Annotated in this window: 18 protein-coding genes; 7 read left to right on the forward strand and 11 right to left on the reverse strand. The window is 67.4% G+C overall.

Annotation, left to right across the window (positions count from 1 at the left end; genetic code table 11):
- Positions 1 to 22 precede the first annotated feature (22 nt).
- Entirely contained in the window at positions 23 to 1,192 is a 1,170-nt protein-coding gene (locus tag ACZY08_RS23710) for a pyridoxal phosphate-dependent aminotransferase (RefSeq protein ID WP_463747089.1), read from the forward strand.
- Between the two features lie 33 nt (positions 1,193 to 1,225).
- Here ACZY08_RS23710 and ACZY08_RS23715 read toward each other — a convergent pair whose 3' ends face one another.
- The 5 genes from ACZY08_RS23715 to ACZY08_RS23735 form a co-directional block, all read right to left on the reverse strand.
- Complete coding sequence (locus ACZY08_RS23715) at positions 1,226 to 2,143, reverse strand: LLM class F420-dependent oxidoreductase (protein WP_463747088.1); 918 nt, start codon at positions 2,141 to 2,143, stop codon at positions 1,226 to 1,228.
- A gap of 90 nt (positions 2,144 to 2,233) precedes the next feature.
- A complete protein-coding gene (locus ACZY08_RS23720) occupies positions 2,234 to 2,677 on the reverse strand; it encodes an SRPBCC family protein (RefSeq protein WP_463747087.1) in 444 nt (147 codons plus the stop codon).
- Between the two features lie 64 nt (positions 2,678 to 2,741).
- Positions 2,742 to 3,617, reverse strand: coding sequence for a universal stress protein (locus ACZY08_RS23725; RefSeq protein ID WP_463747086.1), 876 nt, complete (start codon positions 3,615 to 3,617; stop codon positions 2,742 to 2,744).
- Entirely contained in the window at positions 3,610 to 4,521 is a 912-nt protein-coding gene (locus ACZY08_RS23730; protein ID WP_463747085.1) for a universal stress protein, read from the reverse strand. Before ACZY08_RS23730 ends, ACZY08_RS23725 begins: the two co-directional genes overlap by 8 nt.
- Positions 4,522 to 4,580: 59 nt before the next feature.
- The gene (locus ACZY08_RS23735; RefSeq protein ID WP_463747084.1) at positions 4,581 to 5,663 is read right to left on the reverse strand and encodes a CaiB/BaiF CoA transferase family protein; all 1,083 of its coding nucleotides are present in this window, start codon (positions 5,661 to 5,663) and stop codon (positions 4,581 to 4,583) included.
- A gap of 17 nt (positions 5,664 to 5,680) precedes the next feature.
- On the opposite strand from ACZY08_RS23735, the gene ACZY08_RS23740 reads away from it, so the two are divergent.
- Complete coding sequence (locus ACZY08_RS23740; protein WP_463747083.1) at positions 5,681 to 7,348, forward strand: alpha-keto acid decarboxylase family protein; 1,668 nt, start codon at positions 5,681 to 5,683, stop codon at positions 7,346 to 7,348.
- Between the two features lie 5 nt (positions 7,349 to 7,353).
- On the opposite strand, the gene ACZY08_RS23745 is transcribed toward ACZY08_RS23740, so the two are convergent.
- On the reverse strand, positions 7,354 to 7,794 hold the full coding sequence (locus tag ACZY08_RS23745; RefSeq protein ID WP_054601262.1) for an SRPBCC family protein: 441 nt from the start codon (positions 7,792 to 7,794) through the stop codon (positions 7,354 to 7,356).
- Between the two features lie 33 nt (positions 7,795 to 7,827).
- On the opposite strand from ACZY08_RS23745, the gene ACZY08_RS23750 reads away from it, so the two are divergent.
- Positions 7,828 to 8,175 (forward strand): UBP-type zinc finger domain-containing protein, encoded by a 348-nt coding sequence (locus tag ACZY08_RS23750; protein WP_463747082.1) that lies wholly within the window; start codon positions 7,828 to 7,830, stop codon positions 8,173 to 8,175.
- Here ACZY08_RS23750 and ACZY08_RS23755 read toward each other — a convergent pair.
- Both ACZY08_RS23755 and ACZY08_RS23760 read right to left on the reverse strand, forming a co-directional pair.
- Positions 8,172 to 9,728, reverse strand: coding sequence for a phytoene desaturase family protein (locus ACZY08_RS23755; RefSeq protein WP_463747081.1), 1,557 nt, complete (start codon positions 9,726 to 9,728; stop codon positions 8,172 to 8,174). The genes ACZY08_RS23750 and ACZY08_RS23755 overlap by 4 nt on opposite strands.
- Before the next feature lie 49 nt (positions 9,729 to 9,777).
- The gene (locus tag ACZY08_RS23760; protein ID WP_463747080.1) at positions 9,778 to 10,383 is read right to left on the reverse strand and encodes a TetR/AcrR family transcriptional regulator; all 606 of its coding nucleotides are present in this window, start codon (positions 10,381 to 10,383) and stop codon (positions 9,778 to 9,780) included.
- Between the two features lie 90 nt (positions 10,384 to 10,473).
- Between ACZY08_RS23760 and ACZY08_RS23765 the strand changes: the two genes are divergently transcribed.
- On the forward strand, positions 10,474 to 10,950 hold the full coding sequence (locus tag ACZY08_RS23765) for a DUF2834 domain-containing protein (protein WP_463747079.1): 477 nt from the start codon (positions 10,474 to 10,476) through the stop codon (positions 10,948 to 10,950).
- Here the strand turns inward: ACZY08_RS23765 and ACZY08_RS23770 are convergent.
- Genes ACZY08_RS23770 through ACZY08_RS23780 form a run of 3 tightly spaced genes read right to left on the reverse strand, consistent with a single transcriptional unit; the run spans position 10,943 to position 12,359 of the window.
- Positions 10,943 to 11,542, reverse strand: coding sequence for a TetR/AcrR family transcriptional regulator (locus ACZY08_RS23770; protein WP_463747078.1), 600 nt, complete (start codon positions 11,540 to 11,542; stop codon positions 10,943 to 10,945). The two genes, ACZY08_RS23765 and ACZY08_RS23770, sit on opposite strands and share 8 nt — an antisense overlap.
- A 24-nt stretch (positions 11,543 to 11,566) precedes the next feature.
- On the reverse strand, positions 11,567 to 11,809 hold the full coding sequence (locus tag ACZY08_RS23775) for a hypothetical protein (RefSeq protein ID WP_463747077.1): 243 nt from the start codon (positions 11,807 to 11,809) through the stop codon (positions 11,567 to 11,569).
- A gap of 22 nt (positions 11,810 to 11,831) precedes the next feature.
- On the reverse strand, positions 11,832 to 12,359 hold the full coding sequence (locus ACZY08_RS23780; protein WP_463747237.1) for a YdcF family protein: 528 nt from the start codon (positions 12,357 to 12,359) through the stop codon (positions 11,832 to 11,834).
- Between the two features lie 429 nt (positions 12,360 to 12,788).
- Between ACZY08_RS23780 and ACZY08_RS23785 the strand changes: the two genes are divergently transcribed.
- Genes ACZY08_RS23785 through ACZY08_RS23795 form a run of 3 tightly spaced genes read left to right on the forward strand, consistent with a single transcriptional unit; the run spans position 12,789 to position 14,766 of the window.
- Entirely contained in the window at positions 12,789 to 13,706 is a 918-nt protein-coding gene (locus ACZY08_RS23785) for a TIGR04222 domain-containing membrane protein (RefSeq protein ID WP_463747076.1), read from the forward strand.
- Entirely contained in the window at positions 13,703 to 14,569 is an 867-nt protein-coding gene (locus ACZY08_RS23790; RefSeq protein ID WP_463747075.1) for an MbnB/TglH/ChrH family RiPP precursor modification enzyme, read from the forward strand. Before ACZY08_RS23785 ends, ACZY08_RS23790 begins: the two co-directional genes overlap by 4 nt.
- On the forward strand, positions 14,566 to 14,766 hold the full coding sequence (locus tag ACZY08_RS23795) for a hypothetical protein (protein WP_463747074.1): 201 nt from the start codon (positions 14,566 to 14,568) through the stop codon (positions 14,764 to 14,766). The genes ACZY08_RS23790 and ACZY08_RS23795 overlap by 4 nt, the downstream gene beginning before the upstream one ends.
- Positions 14,767 to 14,824: the final 58 nt, after the last annotated feature.

Here is a 14,824-nt window from a genome sequence, read left to right on the forward strand (position 1 = left end):
ACTGCACCTACGCTCGACCAACATGACCGTCCGCAGACTGCAGCCCTATGCCGTCACCGTCTTTGCGGAGATGTCTGCGCTGGCCGCCCGGATGGGCGCGGTCAACCTGGGTCAGGGGTTCCCGGACGAGGACGGCCCGGCGGAGATGCTGAAAGTGGCGCAGAACGCGATCGCGGAAGGCCACAACCAGTACCCGCCCGGCCTGGGTATCCCCGAGTTACGCCACGCGATCGCCGCGCAACGCAAACGCCACTACGGCATCGAGTACAACCCCGACACCGAGGTGCTGGTGACCGTCGGCGCCACCGAGGCCATCGCCGCATCGGTCCTCGGCCTGGTCGAGCCGGGCTCAGAGATACTGGTGATCGAGCCGTTCTACGACTCCTACTCCCCCGTGATCGCCATGGCCGGGTGCGTGCGCACCGCCGTACCGCTGGTCGCCGACGGTGCCGGATTCAGGATCGACACCGACGGTTTACGCCGGGCCGTCACGCCCAAGACACGCGCGCTGATCCTCAACTCCCCGCACAATCCCACGGGCGCGGTGGCCTCCGACGCCGAGTTGCGCGCCGTCGCGGCGCTGGCCATCGAGCACGACCTGCTGGTGATCACCGACGAGGTGTACGAGCAACTGGTGTTCGGTGTCGCGCACCTGCCGCTGGCCGGCTATCCCGGCATGGCCGAGCGCACCGTGACCATTTCCAGCGCGGCCAAGATGTTCAACGTCACCGGGTGGAAGATCGGCTGGGCCTGTGGCCCTGCCGAACTCATCGCCGGGGTACGTGCCGCCAAGCAGTACCTCAGCTATGTGGGTGGTAGCCCCTTCCAGCCGGCGGTGGCCCACGCGCTCAATCACGAGGACGGCTGGGTGGCCGACCTCCGAGAGTCGTTCCAGACCAAGCGGGATCGGCTGGGCAACGCGCTGGCCGACATCGGGTTCGAGGTACACGACAGCCGCGGAACCTACTTCCTGTGCGCCGACCCACGGCCACTGGGCTATTCGGACTCCACGCAGTTCTGTGCCGAGTTGCCACACAAGGCCGGGGTGGCGGCGATCCCGATGTCAGCTTTCTGCGACCCCGAGGCACCGCACGCCGATCTGTGGAATCACTTGGTGCGCTTCGCTTTCTGTAAGCGTGACGACACCATGGAGGAGGCGATCCGCCGGCTGGGCGTGTTGCGAAGGCGCTGACCGCGCGCCACGCAACCGGATTCCCACCGACGGCTAGGGCAGTGTGGCGGCCACCGCCCACAGCGCGGCCAGATCCTCCGGCTCGGTCCGGATGGGACTGAGCGCCACATCCGTGGCGCCGGCGTCGAGATAACGCTGCAACTGCGTGCGGACCTGCGCCGCTGTCCCGATCGCCGCCAGCTCAGCGACATTCGAAAGCCGTTCGCGGGCAATCACTTTCTGGTATGAGGGGATGGTCTCGTAGAACGCCAGCTTGTCGGCAGCCGCGGCACGGGCCGCGTCCGCATCGTCGTCGACCAGTGCCGGCACCATGGCGACCACCTTCGGCTGCGGCCGGCCCGCCGCGGTGGCGGCCGCGGTGATCGTCGGCACGATGAACTCCCCCACCGTGCGCGGCCCCGCCAGGTACGGCAATGTCCCGTCAGCGAATTCACCGGTCACCCGAAGGGCTTTCGGCCCCATGGCGGCCACGTACACCGGGACCGGGGCGCCGCCGGGGACGTGCACCGGCCACTCCGGGCTCGCGGTGAACTCAGTGCCGTGGAAGTCGACCGCACCGTCGTGGAGGATCGCTCGGAGCACCTGGAGGTGCTCCCGTAACCGGCCCACCGGATCCGGCCATACCGTGCCGAAGGCCTGTTGCTCGGGGGCGTGCGACCCGAGGCCGAGACCCAGTGTGAAGTTGCCGTGCGTGCCGGCCTGCGCAGTCTGCGCCGCGGACGCCACCACGAGCGGATGCCGGGGATTGAGCGGCACCACCGAGGTGCCGACGCCGAGACCGGGCACCGCGGACCCGATCAACGCGGCCAGCGTGATGGCGTCGATGTCGAATTGCTGGGCCACCCAAATCTGGCGGACGCCGGCCGCATACGCAGTGCGGGCTTGCGAGATGGCGGCGTCGACGACATTGGGGGCGGACGGGTTCAGGGCGAGGATGACTCCGGTCGGCATACCCCCACCAACCGGCAGAGCAGTCGAGGCTATTCCGTTCTGATCACGGTGCGCACAACGCTGGAGAGTTATGAACTCGACAGGCGACGCTCACCGGTGGCGTGAGGTCTTCATGACGCGCTGACGCAGCCGCTCGATGGCCACATCGAGAACGAGTGTCTTTGCGCGCTTGATGAGGAACTCCGGGACCGGTATTGCGAGGTCGACGATGACGTCGAACCGCACCCGCGTCCGGTCCACCTCGGGCGTCAGGTTGTACTCCACGTGCTGACCGCGCTGCTGGAGGTTCGCTTCGGCATCCCAGACCATCCAGTTGTCGCCCCAGTGGAACTCGAGCAGCTCTTTGTCCGTGATGCCCATCAACCGCATCGTGGCCTTGACGTGGTGAGGCCTGCCGTCGGGATAGCGGTCGATCACCTTGACGCGCCGGTGCACCGCAGACCAGGACGGCAGCGCGTCGACGTCGGCGAGCACCTCCATGATCGCCTCCGGCGAGGCGTCGAAGACCGCCTCGCGTGATGCCTGTACGGCCACGCCCCAAATCTAGCGAAGTGCGCCGCCCAATGCTGCGGTTCTCGGCTTTGAGAACCGCCGACAATCAGTTGGGTTGCCGCGCAACGATCACCGGCGCCGTGGATGAATGCACCACGGCGGAACTGACCGAGCCGAGCAGCATCCCGGCGAATCCACCGCGACCCCGGTTACCGACCACCACGAGCTGCGCGGTTTCGGCCTGGGCCAGCAGTTGTCGGGCCGGCTCGTCGGGCATGACCACCCGCCGGACCGCGACATCGGGATACCGCTCGCCCCACCCGGCGAGCTGTTCAGCCAGTGCACGCTCGGCCTCGGCGCTCAGATCGTCCCACTTGACGGCGGGGAACTCGAAGTTCAGGTCCGTCCAGGTATGAAGGACCACGAGCTCCACACCGCGCCGCGACGCCTCGTCGAACGCGATGGCGGTGGCAAGCTCAGATGCGGGTGACCCGTCGACCCCGACCACCACGGGCGCCGTTGTCGGGCGTTCGTCCTGGGGAATCACCGCCACCGGACCGTGGGCGTGGTGCGCCAGGCTCGAGCTCACCGATCCGAGCAACCGGCGACCCCATTTGCTCAGGCCGCGGGAACCCACGACCACCAGATCGGCACGTCGCGAGTACTCGATCAGCGTCGCAACCGCATGCCCCGGAACAGCTTTGGTGACGATATTTGGCGGATGCGCCCCGGCAGCCCCCCTTGCGACCTGTTGGGCCGCATCGAGTACTTCCTGACCCAGCTGGCCCTGATAGTCCCAATAATCCTGGGGCAGAGCCACATCCAACCAGACTGGCGACATCGCGCCCGGCAGTGCATGCACCAAGGTGAGCTCCACGCCCCTCAAGGCCGCATCCCGCGCAGCCCAGGCCACTGCATTGTCCGATGCCGGCGACCCGTCAACCCCGACGACGATGCCGCGCCGAGCGTCGTGCTCACTCATGCGAATCTCCTTGTGCCCGACAGATCATCACCGGTACCGGGCTGTGGTGCAGCAGGTTGAGACTCGTCGAGCCCAGCAGCACACCAGCCAGCGCATTGCGCCCGCGCGACCCGACCACCACAAGCCCGGAGTCGTTGACGTGCTTCAACAACGCCTTGCCGGGCGAGTCCGGCTCGATGAAGCACTTGGCGGTGACGGCGGGATGGCGTTTGTCGTGGGCGTCGACGGTCTCGGTCAGGGCCGCCAGTTCGGCGGACTCCACGCCATCCCAGTCGATCAGCAACGGGATGGTGACACCGGTCTCTGCCGGAGCGGCCAAGGACAACGAGCGCACTGCATTGACCTCCAGCCCGAACCGATCGGCGAACTCGAATGCCGTCGCCAGCGCGACCTGCGCCGCGGGACTGTCGTCGACCCCGACGACGACCGGGCCGTCCCCCGGGGAGATGTGGTCCCCGCGGAAGGCGACCACCGGGCAGGCGGCCCGCGTCGCCACGGCAAGCGCCGTCGACCCGATCAGCAGGGCCGCCGCCGGGGTCACCGTCTTACCGCCGAGGACGACGAGGCGGGCCTCCCGGCTGGCCTCGATCAACACCTGGTCGGCGGGTTCGTTGAACGAGACCGTGGACACCGAGAGCTCGGGATGATCGGCTCGGACGGCCTCATCCGCGGCCTTGAGGAACGCCTCGGCCATGTCGCGCTGGTACGACATCATCGCCGCGGTCAGGGCGGCCGCCGTCTGGGTCAGATTGCGGCCGATGGACGGTAAGGCGTGCACGATGCGCAGCGGTGCGCCGAGCCGCGCGGCGACCGCGCCGGCCCAGCGCGCCGCATTGAGCGCGCCGTCGCTGCCGTTGATTCCGACTACTACTGGTGCATCCGATGCTGCGTCCGAGGAAGTCACACCCTCATCGTGTCTGCTTCACGACGCGTTGGCCAGGGCACAAAGGCCCTAGGTGCCGGTCAGGTCCAGCCGATGTCGGCGATGTCGGTGCTCGACTGCGGCGGGCGGCCGGGCGTTCCGGGCGGCGTCCGCGAGAACCGCGGGGCGGGGGCCGCCTGGGCGACACCGTCCACGGTGACCAGGGTCGACCGGGCCAGCAGATGCTCGCCTTCGGCAGCCTCACCCCACGTGAGCACCGGCGTCACGCACGCATCGGTACCCCCGAAGATCTCGGTCCACTCGTCGCGGGTCTTGGTCGCGAACCGCTCGGTGAAGATGGCCCGCATCTCGTCGTACCGGGCGAGTTCGAACTGGCCGGGGATCTCGGCGGCGTCCAGGCCGAGCCCAGCCACCAGCTTTGCGAAGAACTGCGGCTCGATCGAACCGACTGCCATGTAGCCGCCGTCGGAGGTCTCGTAGGTCCGGTAGTACGGGGCTCCGCCATCGAGCAGGAACGACTCGCGTTCGTCGCGCAACGATCCGGTGGCCCGCATCGTCCACATCATCTGCGCCAGCATGCTGACTCCGTCGACCATCGCGGCATCGATCACCTGCCCCTTGCCGGAGCGTTCCCGTTCGTACAGCGCGGTGACGATGCCGATCAGCACCAGCATCGAGCCGCCGCCGAAATCGGCGACCAAATTGAGCGGGGCCACCGGTGGGCGGTCGCGGTAGCCGATCGCGCTCAGGGCACCGGTCTGGGACAAGTAGTTGATGTCGTGGCCCGCGGTGGTGGCCAGCGGCCCGTCCTGGCCCCAGCCGGTGATCCGGGCGAAGATCAGCCGCGGGTTGACGGCCTCACACTCGGCCGGCCCGATGCCGAGACGTTCGCAGGTGCCGGGACGGAAACAGTCCAGCAGCACATCGGCTTTGGTGACCAAGTCCAGCAGCTTGCCCGGTTCGTTCTTCACATCAAGGTCGACGATGCGCTTGCCGCGGTGCATCAGATCGACGTTCTCGGCGGGCATGGTCAACCCACCGGGACGGCGCACCCGCACCACGTCGGCACCCAGGTCCGAGAGCATCATCGCGGCATGTGGTCCGGGGCCGATGCCCCCGAGTTCGATAACTCGCACTCCAGCGAGCGGTCCGGTGTTGGTCATGCGAGGCACACTAAGGCATGGGCGAAAACGGCTACACCGTCGGCGACTACCTGCTGGACCGGCTTGCCGAACTGGGGGTGACCGAGGTTTTCGGCGTCCCCGGCGATTATCAGCTGGAGTTCCTCGACCACATCCTCGCCCACCCGACGCTCCGCTGGGTGGGCGGCGCCAACGAGCTCAACGCCGGCTATGCCGCCGATGGCTACGGCCGGCTGCGCGGCATGGCCGCCCTGGTCACCACATTCGGGGTCGGTGAGTTGTCGGCGGCGAATGCGATTGCCGGCAGTTGCGCCGAACACGTACCGGTGGTGCACATCGTCGGCGCGCCGTCCAAGGATTCCCAGGCGGCCCGGCGGATCGTGCACCACACCCTGGGCGACGGGGACTTCGAGCACTTCCTGCGGATCAGCCGCGAGATCACCTGTGCTCAAGCGAATCTGGTGCCCGCGACGGCGACTCGCGAGATCGACCGGGTGCTCTCCGAGGTACGCGAGCAGAAGCGGCCCGGCTACCTGTTACTCGCGACGGATGTCGCCCGGTTCCCCACCGAGCCTCCTGCCGCATCGCTGCCCCGCTACACCGGCGGCACCAGTCCACGCGCACTGTCGATGTTCACCGCAGCGGCCGCCGAGTTGATCGGCGAGCACCGGCTGACCGTACTCGCCGATTTCCTGGTACACCGGATGGACTGCGTCGACGAGCTCAGTGCGCTGCTCGCGGCCGACACGGTCGGGCACGCCACGCTGATGTGGGGCAAGAGCCTGGTCGACGAGAGCTCACCCAACTATCTGGGGATCTATGCCGGTGCAGCCAGCGAGGTTTCGGTGCGCGAGGCGATAGAGGACGCCCCGGTACTGGTGACCGCGGGCGTGCTGTTCACCGACATGGTCAGCGGATTCTTCAGCCAGCGCATCGACCCTACCCGCACCATCGACATCGGGGTCAACCAGAGCGTGGTCGCCGGACAGGTCTATGCCCCGCTGGACATGTCGGCCGCACTCGACGCCGTCACCGCGATCCTCACCGAACGCGGCATCACCTCACCGGCACTGCCCCCACTCCCCACGCGGACGCACACCGAGCCACCCGGGCGCGATGCCGCGGTGACCCAGGAAGCCCTGTGGGACAGGCTTTCTGAGGCACTCACACCCGGTAACGTCGTACTCGCCGATCAGGGCACGTCGTTCTACGGAATGGCCGGACACCGATTGGCCTCGGGAGTGACGTTCATCGGCCAACCGCTGTGGGGTTCGATCGGCTACACACTGCCCGCCGCAGTCGGTGCCGGACTCGCCGACCGGGACCGCCGGACGGTTCTGCTGATCGGCGACGGCGCCGCGCAGCTGACCATCCAGGAGCTCGGGGTGTTCGGCCGGGAGGGCCTGGCCCCTGTCGTGGTGGTTGTCAACAACGACGGCTACACCGTCGAACGCGCAATCCACGGTGTCACAGCCGAATACAACGACATCACCGGGTGGCGCTGGACCGAACTGCCCGCGGCGCTGGGCGTCGCCGATGCGCTCACCTTCCGCGCCAGCACCTACGGCGAACTCGACGATGCGCTGACTACCGCGGCAAACACGCCGGAGCGCATGGTGTTCCTCGAGGTGATGCTGGGCCGGATGGACATCCCGCCGCTGTTGACCGAGTTGGCGCAGTCTGCCTCGGACGCCAACGCGAGCTGACGGGACTACCCCTTTTTGACCTTGAGCACCTGCTTGCGCAGGCCTTCGGTGGCGGTCTCGACGCCGCCCTTCATGGTCCGCTTCAGGATGAAGCCCGGCAGCGGCACCGACAGATCGATGGTGATGTCGAACCGGACCTTGGTCTTGTCACCATCGGGGGTCAGGGTGTAGCTGGCGTCCTGGGCTTTGAGCTGGCCGGCGCTCACCAGCGTCCAGCTGACCTTGTTCTCGCTCCAGGTGTATTCGATCACCTGCTCATCGGTCAGCCCGGCAGCCTTGACCGTCATCTTCACCTGCTTGGGCCGCCCGTCGTCGTAGGACTCGAGGATCTCCGCGCGCTGGTACTGCGGCGACCAGGTCGGCGTCGCCTCGACATCGGCGACGACGTCGAGGATCTCCTGCGGGGTCGCCTCGATCACTACTTCACGGGAATCGCTGGTTGCCATGCGGCGAGATTACCCGGGGCTACGCTCACCGATATGAGTAATCCCGTCGATCCGACCGCCCTGCCCAGCGGACCCGGATGTGCAGAGTGCACCGCCGACGGAGGGTGGTGGGTGCATCTGCGGCGCTGCGCGGCGTGCGGGCATATCGGTTGCTGTGACGATTCACTGGCCCGTCACGCCTCGGCGCACTGGCGTGCAAGCGGGCATTCCATCATCCGCTCGTTCGAACCGGGCGAGGACTGGTTCTGGGACTTCGAGACCAACCAATACTACGACGGGCCCGAGCTCGCGCCGCCGCAGCATCATCCGGAAGATCAGCCGGTGCCCGGACCGCAGGGCCGCGTGCCCGAGGACTGGGCCGAGCAGCTGAACAACCGTTAGACGCCCAGCACCGCCTTGGCGGCGTTGTAGCCGGGGATGAAGGTGATTCCCGGGCCACCGTGGCATCCCGCGCTGGCCAGAAACAGACCGTCGATGGGAATCGGTTGACCGACATACCCTTTGGGTCCGGGGCGATTGGGCCCCATCTGCTCGGGATGGATCAGACCGTGGCAGTAGTCGCCGCCCGGCGCGCCGAACATCGTTCCCATGTGACGCGGCGTGAAGGTGATGTGCCGGAGGATCCGCCGTTCGAAATCCGGTGCCAGTCGGGTGATCTTCTCGATGACCCGCCGGCCCATCTCGTCTTTGAGCTCACCGTAACCAGATGCCGACTCTTCGACCGGAAACCACAGCGCGAATGCCGAGGCGGCATGCTTACCCGCCGGGGCCAGCGTCGGATCGTGGGCCGACGGGATCTGGAAGGCGATCGCGGGATCGGCAGGAACGATCCCGCGGCGGGCATCCTGCCACTGCTGCTGCAGTTCTTCGGGAGTACTGAAAATGCCGATGGCAGCCTGCATTTCAGGGTCATTGAGCAATTCGTACGGCGCGTCGAAGGTGGGGGCTCCGTCGAGAGCGAAATGCATCTGCAGATAGCTGCCGCGATGGTCGATTCGGGTGAACCGCTCACGCACCTCGGCCGGGAGCGCCTCGGGATCGATCAGCTTGGTGACCGTGGTGTCCGGGGCGATCGCCGATACCACCACGGGTGCGGTGATCGTGGTGCCGTCGGCCAGTCGCACTCCGGTGATCCGGCCGTCGTCGACCGATATCCGGTCGACGCTGCTGCGCAACCGCAGTTCACCTCCGGCGTCGGTCAGCAGGGCGTGCAGATGTTCGGTCAGGGCACCGATACCGCCCGCCAGTTTCTTCATCAGCACGGCGTTCTCGTCGGGCACCGCCAGGCCATAGGCCAGGGCGGCGGCGCTGCCCGGCGTCTCGGGCCCGCGGTAGGTGGTGTTGACCGCCAGGAACGCCAGCATGCCGCGCAACGCACCGTGCTTGTCCTTGTCCGGTAGGTAACGGTCCAGGACATCGCTGACCGACCCGAACAGCAGGTCGTCGATGGCTGACCGCTCGGATTCTGTTGCTGCGCAGGCATACATCTCGTCGAGCGTGCGGGGCGGACGGCCCGCATCGAACCGGCCGAGCGCTCGGGTGGGGGCCAGGCTCCAGGCCATCAGGCCCGCCATGCCGGCCACCGCGTCGGCGCCGTGAACCTCACCCAGGTGGCCGAGCATCTTCATCGGGTCGGCGTAGTAAACGACCGGCGGGTCACCGATTCCGCGTAGCGAAACCGACATGACCTCCAGGTCCACCGTCGGCAAGGTGTCCAGACCGAGCTCTGCGCTGACCACGGCCGAGGTGGGGAACTGCAGAGAGCCGGCGATCTCGAACCGGTAGCCGTCGAACAACTCCACGGTCGAGGCCATCCCACCGGCGTATCGCTTGGCCTCCAGGCACAGGGTGCGCTTTCCGGCCCGCGCCAACAGGGCCGCCGCAGCCAGCCCGTTGTGCCCGGCGCCGATCACGATCGCCTCGTAGTCCGCCATCGCTTGAGGCTGACACCGAGCGCGATGTTTTGTCAATATTGACAAAACATCAATCGAGCCCGGTGCGCAGCGCCTCCAAGGCGGTCCGGCACATCCGCGCCAGTTCGGGCAATGAACGCTCTCCCGCCTTGTCGCCGACCATCCACAACTCCATGGCACCGAACACCGCGGCCGCAACGCATCTGGCCGTGACCACGACCCGCAGTCCGTCGTCGCCGTGCGGTACCGCACCGCGGCGCGCCACCAGCACCTCGGCGACCGCGTCGGCGAAGTCGGATTCGACCTGCCGGATGTGCCGCACGATCCGGTCCGGGTCGAGCTCCGCCGCGCGCATCCCGGCGATCTTGGTCACCGCGTCGACGTCATACGGGAAGGCCAGGACCGCGGATTGCACCGAATCGAGGATCGATTCGGTCGCCGGACGCTCGGCCAGCGCGGCGCGAAACCAGTGCAGGCCGGCGTCGTAGTCCGCGAACAACAGGTCGTGTTTGGACGTGAAATGCCGGTAGAACGTGCGCAGCGAGACCCCGGCGTCGGCGGCGATCTGTTCGGCCGAGGTGTCCTCGACCCCTTGGGCCAGGAATCGCACCAACGCGGCCTGACGCAGCGCCTCGCGCGTGCGCCCACTGCGCGCGGTCTGCGCGGACCTGGCCATGGGAGTGAAGTTACCGCATCACGCCGCGATCCCCGGTCACCGAGAAATGTCAATATTGACAAAACTTGGGAACGCGAGTGTGCTCACGCCATGGTGTCGCTCATCGTTCATGCAGTCCTGGGCGTGGCCGTCGTCGCGCTCGTGATCCGTCTCAATCCCGGTATCTTCGCCCGTCCGCCAGGGCCGGCGCTGTCCCGGATCGAACTGGCTTTCTACGTCGTCGGCCTCGCATCGATCCCGATCTGCTGGTACTTCAACATGCGGTTCGTCGCGCAGTACGCCCAACCGGGCGGCAACCCGATCTGGGGGCCGGGAAGTTGGGCCGAGTTCATCGCACTCGGTTACACCAATCCCGCCGCCGGCTCCGCCAGTGCGGACTACACAATCGCCAATGTCGTTCTGCTGCCGCTGTTTACGATCATCGACGGACTACGACGCGGTATCCGCCACCCCTGGCTGTTCTTCGTCGCGAGCCTGTTCACCAGCTTCGCGTTCGCCTTCGCCTTCTACTTCGCCACCATCGAACGGCAGCGCCGTCACCAGCAGGCCGAGGTCGCCGTCAGCTGAGCGGGGTCAACATCGCGGTGCAGGCCAGCACCGCGTCCTCGATGATCTCCCCCACCTCGCCGCCGCTCTCGACGGTCATCGCGGTGAGCTCACGCAACCCACCGATCATCATGATGGTGCGGCGCCGTGAGATCGACACGCCGGCCGCACGGAACGCTTCGGAGCTCGTCATCACCTGCACCATCGCGACGAAGTTCTCCATCGACTCGCGTTGCAGCGCCCGCGCGGCCGCCCCCATGGTCGGCAAATCGCGAATCCAGGCCAGCATCAACTCGGGGTGGGCCTGATACGAGCCGATCCACGCTTCGACCGCCTGACGAACCTGAGCCTGCCACGGCGCCTGCGTGTCGACCACCCGCGCGATTTCCCGCACGTGCTTGGTGTTCACCGTCGTCAGCAGCGCAACGAAACATTCCTCACGGCTGGCGAAGTGCTCGTAGAAGGTACGGCGCGACGTCTTGGCCCGGCGCACGACGTCGGCGACCGTGGTGTTCTGATAGCCGTCCTCGATGACCGACTGAATCATGGCATCGAGCAGCCGCGACCGGAACGCGCTCTTGTCGGCCTCAACCGATGTCGTGGGACTGTTCATCTCGGGCTGCCATGGTAATGCCGGTCAACGACGCACGGTGGGGCTATGCCCGACGCTGGACCGAGCACCCGGGCTGGCGGCCGGTGGCCGGTTCTGCCGGAAGCTCAGACAGACGCCGAGATTGCCGCCCACACACGGCACACCATTGACGGTCGGCACCGGTCCACCGGAACGGTTACCGGTCGGATCAAGGGCAGCAGGTTCGGCGGTGGCTGACGGCGCGAGCAGTACCGCCAGCGCGGCCACACCCAACACGATCCTGCCCATTTTGGCAGCGTAACCCCGCTGGTCAGCCGATCGGCGTCACCGGGCTCAGAACATCTCGCACGAACTGCGCGATGTTCACCGACGGGTTGCCGTCCGGGAAGCTGACCGTGGCCAGCACATTCCCGCCTGCGTCGGCGAAGTTCTGGTCTGCGCGCCCCTGATGCGTCGAAGAGGTCACCACGATGATTCCGGTAGCCCCGGCCTTCTTGGCCAGCGGCACCGAGAACTGTGCGTTCTGCACGGTGCTGCCGGCTTTGTCCTCGACGATGATCCGGTTGGCCGGGAAACCGAGCATGAGAAGCAGGTTGCGCATCTGTGCCGCCTCGGTCTGACCGTTCTGCGGGTTGCCGCCGGTGACGATGACGGGCGACTGCGGGAACGACTGCGCGATCGCAAGCCCGGTGAGCACACGGTGATACAGGATGGCGCGCATCGACCCGTCCGGCTTCAGTCCGTAGCCGAGGATGACGATCGCCGGCTTGGTGAAGTCCTTGCCGGCCACCGGCGGGACGGCCTGGGCGATGGACGGGCTGAGCCCGCCAAACACCACTGTCGCCGCCAGGACAATTGCCGCCAACCCTCGGCGCACAGGTTCACCCCCGAAAAATTTGCGACACGCGTGATTATCGGTGCCCGTGAGGGCGATGTTACAGATATGGTCTGTGAGGCGCAGTGTGCCTACTGTGATTTCCGGCCAACCGGGCGAGCGTCACGAACACCGCCCCGGGACCGGCATGGCCGTGCCGTCAGGCGCAAACCCACGACTCGACAACGGTTTTCGCGCCTCCGATCCGTCCGTTGACGGCACGAATTTTCCTCATTCAACGGCCAACAACTCCTCACCAACTCCTGTCTCCCGCCGTGCACGCTGGCTGGTTCAGCCGGGCCGCTCCACTGCAGGACCCGACTGAAAGTTGTGACCGGTAACGGGCACAGCCCCGGCACGGTGGTCTGAACCGAACACCAGGAGGTGACTGTGATGTCGATCGAGGAAGTGATTGATTGCTCTGCGTCGGCCATGACCGCCGAGGCGAAGTGGTATCTGGCCGCTCTGGTCGCAGCTGCGGCCTTCGCGGTTCTCTGGCGGATCATCACCGCTCCGAGGCGCCCGGTAAGCGAGGAACCGGTCAGCCCGACCGAGCTCGCACTGCTGAGGTCGGAGATCGCCCCGGTGGTCGCGGCCCTGGCCGGGCTGCGCGCCGAAGGACGGATCACTGCAGACGGACATGTCGACCCGGCGGTGCCGGCCGGCCCGGAGGTCGACCGGTTCACCGAACAGACGCTGGCGCGGGCCGCCGCCGACCCGGGACACACCGTGTCGGGCCTGTTCACCGAGTCCGAGGCCGATCTCGCCGCGCTGGAAGAACAGCTGAGTGAGCGTGGCCTGCTCCGCAGCCACTCCGAGCGGACCCGGATGCGGTGGGGTGCGGCACCGTCGCTTCTCGTCGTGGCGATCGGAATCGGCTACTGCGTATACCTGGCGACTCATGCCGACGACCAGCCGAGCTACGTGGTGCCGTTGATGGTGCTGATCCTCGCGACGGTCTTCTACAGCGCGGTGGTGCTCCCCCGGCTGCTCACGGTGGGCCGGCTGACGCGAGCCGGCCGGCAACGGCTGGCCGCCGAGCAGGGCCGCCTGGCCTACCTCAATCCGGCCGAGCGCCCGGCGTTCGAAACGTATGGGCCGGCAGCCGTGGCGCTCTCGGTGGCGCTGTTCGGCACCGCAGCGCTGTGGGCGCTGGACTCCGACTACTCCAGTTCGGTACAGCTGGCCGGGGATTCCTCCGGTGGCAGCGACGGTGGCGGCTGCGGCGCCTCCTGCGGCGGCGACGGCGGTGGCGGAGGATGCGGTAGCGGCTGCGGCGGGTGCGGAGGCTGCGGAGGGTGCGGCGGATGACCGTCGCGACCCGCACCGTGCCCGCGCTGGGCGACGTGGGCCTGGGGTGGCGCCGCGAAATCGCCGGTTTGATAGCCGATCTCACGCCCGGGTTCTGTGAGGTGATCGCCGAGGCGGTGCCGATCCGGCGACGCCGGGCCCGGCCGGATCCCATGCTCATCGGGCTCGCGGCCGCCGGCGTCCCGGTGATCCCGCACGGGGTCGCGCTGTCCCTGGGCGGTGTCGAACCGGTCCAGCCGGCCCGGGTCCGACGATTGGCGGCCTGTGCGGAGGCGTTGGGATCCCCATTGGTCAGCGAGCACATCGCCTTCGTGCGGGCCGGCGGGATCGAGGCTGGACACCTTCTGCCGGTGCCCCGCAGCCGGGAGGCACTGGATGTGTTGGCCCACAACATCACCCACACCTCTGGGCAGCTGCCGGTACCGCTGGCGGTGGAGAACATCGCCTCGTTCGTGGAATGGCCGGAGTCGGATCTGAGCGAATCGGAGTTCCTCACCGAGTTGGTCGAGCGGACCGACGTGCTACTGGTGCTCGACGTGGCGAATGTCTATGCCAATGCGCGGAATCGGGGCCTCGACCCGCAGCGCGAGCTCGCCCGGCTGCCCATCGAGCGGGTCGCCTACAGCCACGTCGCAGGTGGTCGGCAGGGTGACGATTTCTATCACGACACCCACACCGATCGGACGCCTCCGGAAGTGCTGGACCTCGTGACCGCACTGCGTGAGCGGGCGGACACCCCGTTCATGCTCGAGCGCGACGGGCGGTACCCGCCGGCGGCCGAACTGTTCGATGAACTGGACGCGATCGCAGTGGCCGCAGGGGCCACGCCGATCACCTCACGAGCGCGGAAGGCGTGGGCATGAACGACACGTTGGCTCAACGGCAGGAAGCCCTGGTTCGGGCGTTGGTTACCGATGGCCCGGTGCCACCCGGTTTCGATCCGGCGGCAGTCGCCGCGGCAGGCGAGGTGTGTCGTCACAAACGCGACGCACACTCGGGTGCTGCCACTCGTCGGCGCTGGTGGTGGCCGGTGCGCCACTGGACTACCGGACAGGTCTGACCAGCATGACACGATAGTGCGATGAGTGATTGGACGAGGAGAAGACTTTTCGGCGCTT

It is taken from the genome of Mycobacterium sp. IDUB_9 (assembly GCF_055419505.1).

Coding starts and splice junctions, on each gene's coding strand:
- ACZY08_RS23710 (WP_463747089.1), top strand. CDS start 23: ATGACCGTCCGCAGACTGCAGCCCTATGCCGTCACCGTCTTTGCGGAG.
- ACZY08_RS23715 (WP_463747088.1), bottom strand. CDS start 2,143: ATGCCGACCGGAGTCATCCTCGCCCTGAACCCGTCCGCCCCCAATGTC.
- ACZY08_RS23725 (WP_463747086.1), bottom strand. CDS start 3,617: ATGAGTGAGCACGACGCTCGGCGCGGCATCGTCGTCGGGGTTGACGGG.
- ACZY08_RS23735 (WP_463747084.1), bottom strand. CDS start 5,663: ATGACCAACACCGGACCGCTCGCTGGAGTGCGAGTTATCGAACTCGGG.
- ACZY08_RS23740 (WP_463747083.1), top strand. CDS start 5,681: ATGGGCGAAAACGGCTACACCGTCGGCGACTACCTGCTGGACCGGCTT.
- ACZY08_RS23745 (WP_054601262.1), bottom strand. CDS start 7,794: ATGGCAACCAGCGATTCCCGTGAAGTAGTGATCGAGGCGACCCCGCAG.
- ACZY08_RS23750 (WP_463747082.1), top strand. CDS start 7,828: ATGAGTAATCCCGTCGATCCGACCGCCCTGCCCAGCGGACCCGGATGT.
- ACZY08_RS23755 (WP_463747081.1), bottom strand. CDS start 9,728: ATGGCGGACTACGAGGCGATCGTGATCGGCGCCGGGCACAACGGGCTG.
- ACZY08_RS23760 (WP_463747080.1), bottom strand. CDS start 10,383: ATGGCCAGGTCCGCGCAGACCGCGCGCAGTGGGCGCACGCGCGAGGCG.
- ACZY08_RS23765 (WP_463747079.1), top strand. CDS start 10,474: ATGGTGTCGCTCATCGTTCATGCAGTCCTGGGCGTGGCCGTCGTCGCG.
- ACZY08_RS23770 (WP_463747078.1), bottom strand. CDS start 11,542: ATGAACAGTCCCACGACATCGGTTGAGGCCGACAAGAGCGCGTTCCGG.
- ACZY08_RS23775 (WP_463747077.1), bottom strand. CDS start 11,809: ATGGGCAGGATCGTGTTGGGTGTGGCCGCGCTGGCGGTACTGCTCGCG.
- ACZY08_RS23785 (WP_463747076.1), top strand. CDS start 12,789: ATGTCGATCGAGGAAGTGATTGATTGCTCTGCGTCGGCCATGACCGCC.
- ACZY08_RS23790 (WP_463747075.1), top strand. CDS start 13,703: ATGACCGTCGCGACCCGCACCGTGCCCGCGCTGGGCGACGTGGGCCTG.
- ACZY08_RS23795 (WP_463747074.1), top strand. CDS start 14,566: ATGAACGACACGTTGGCTCAACGGCAGGAAGCCCTGGTTCGGGCGTTG.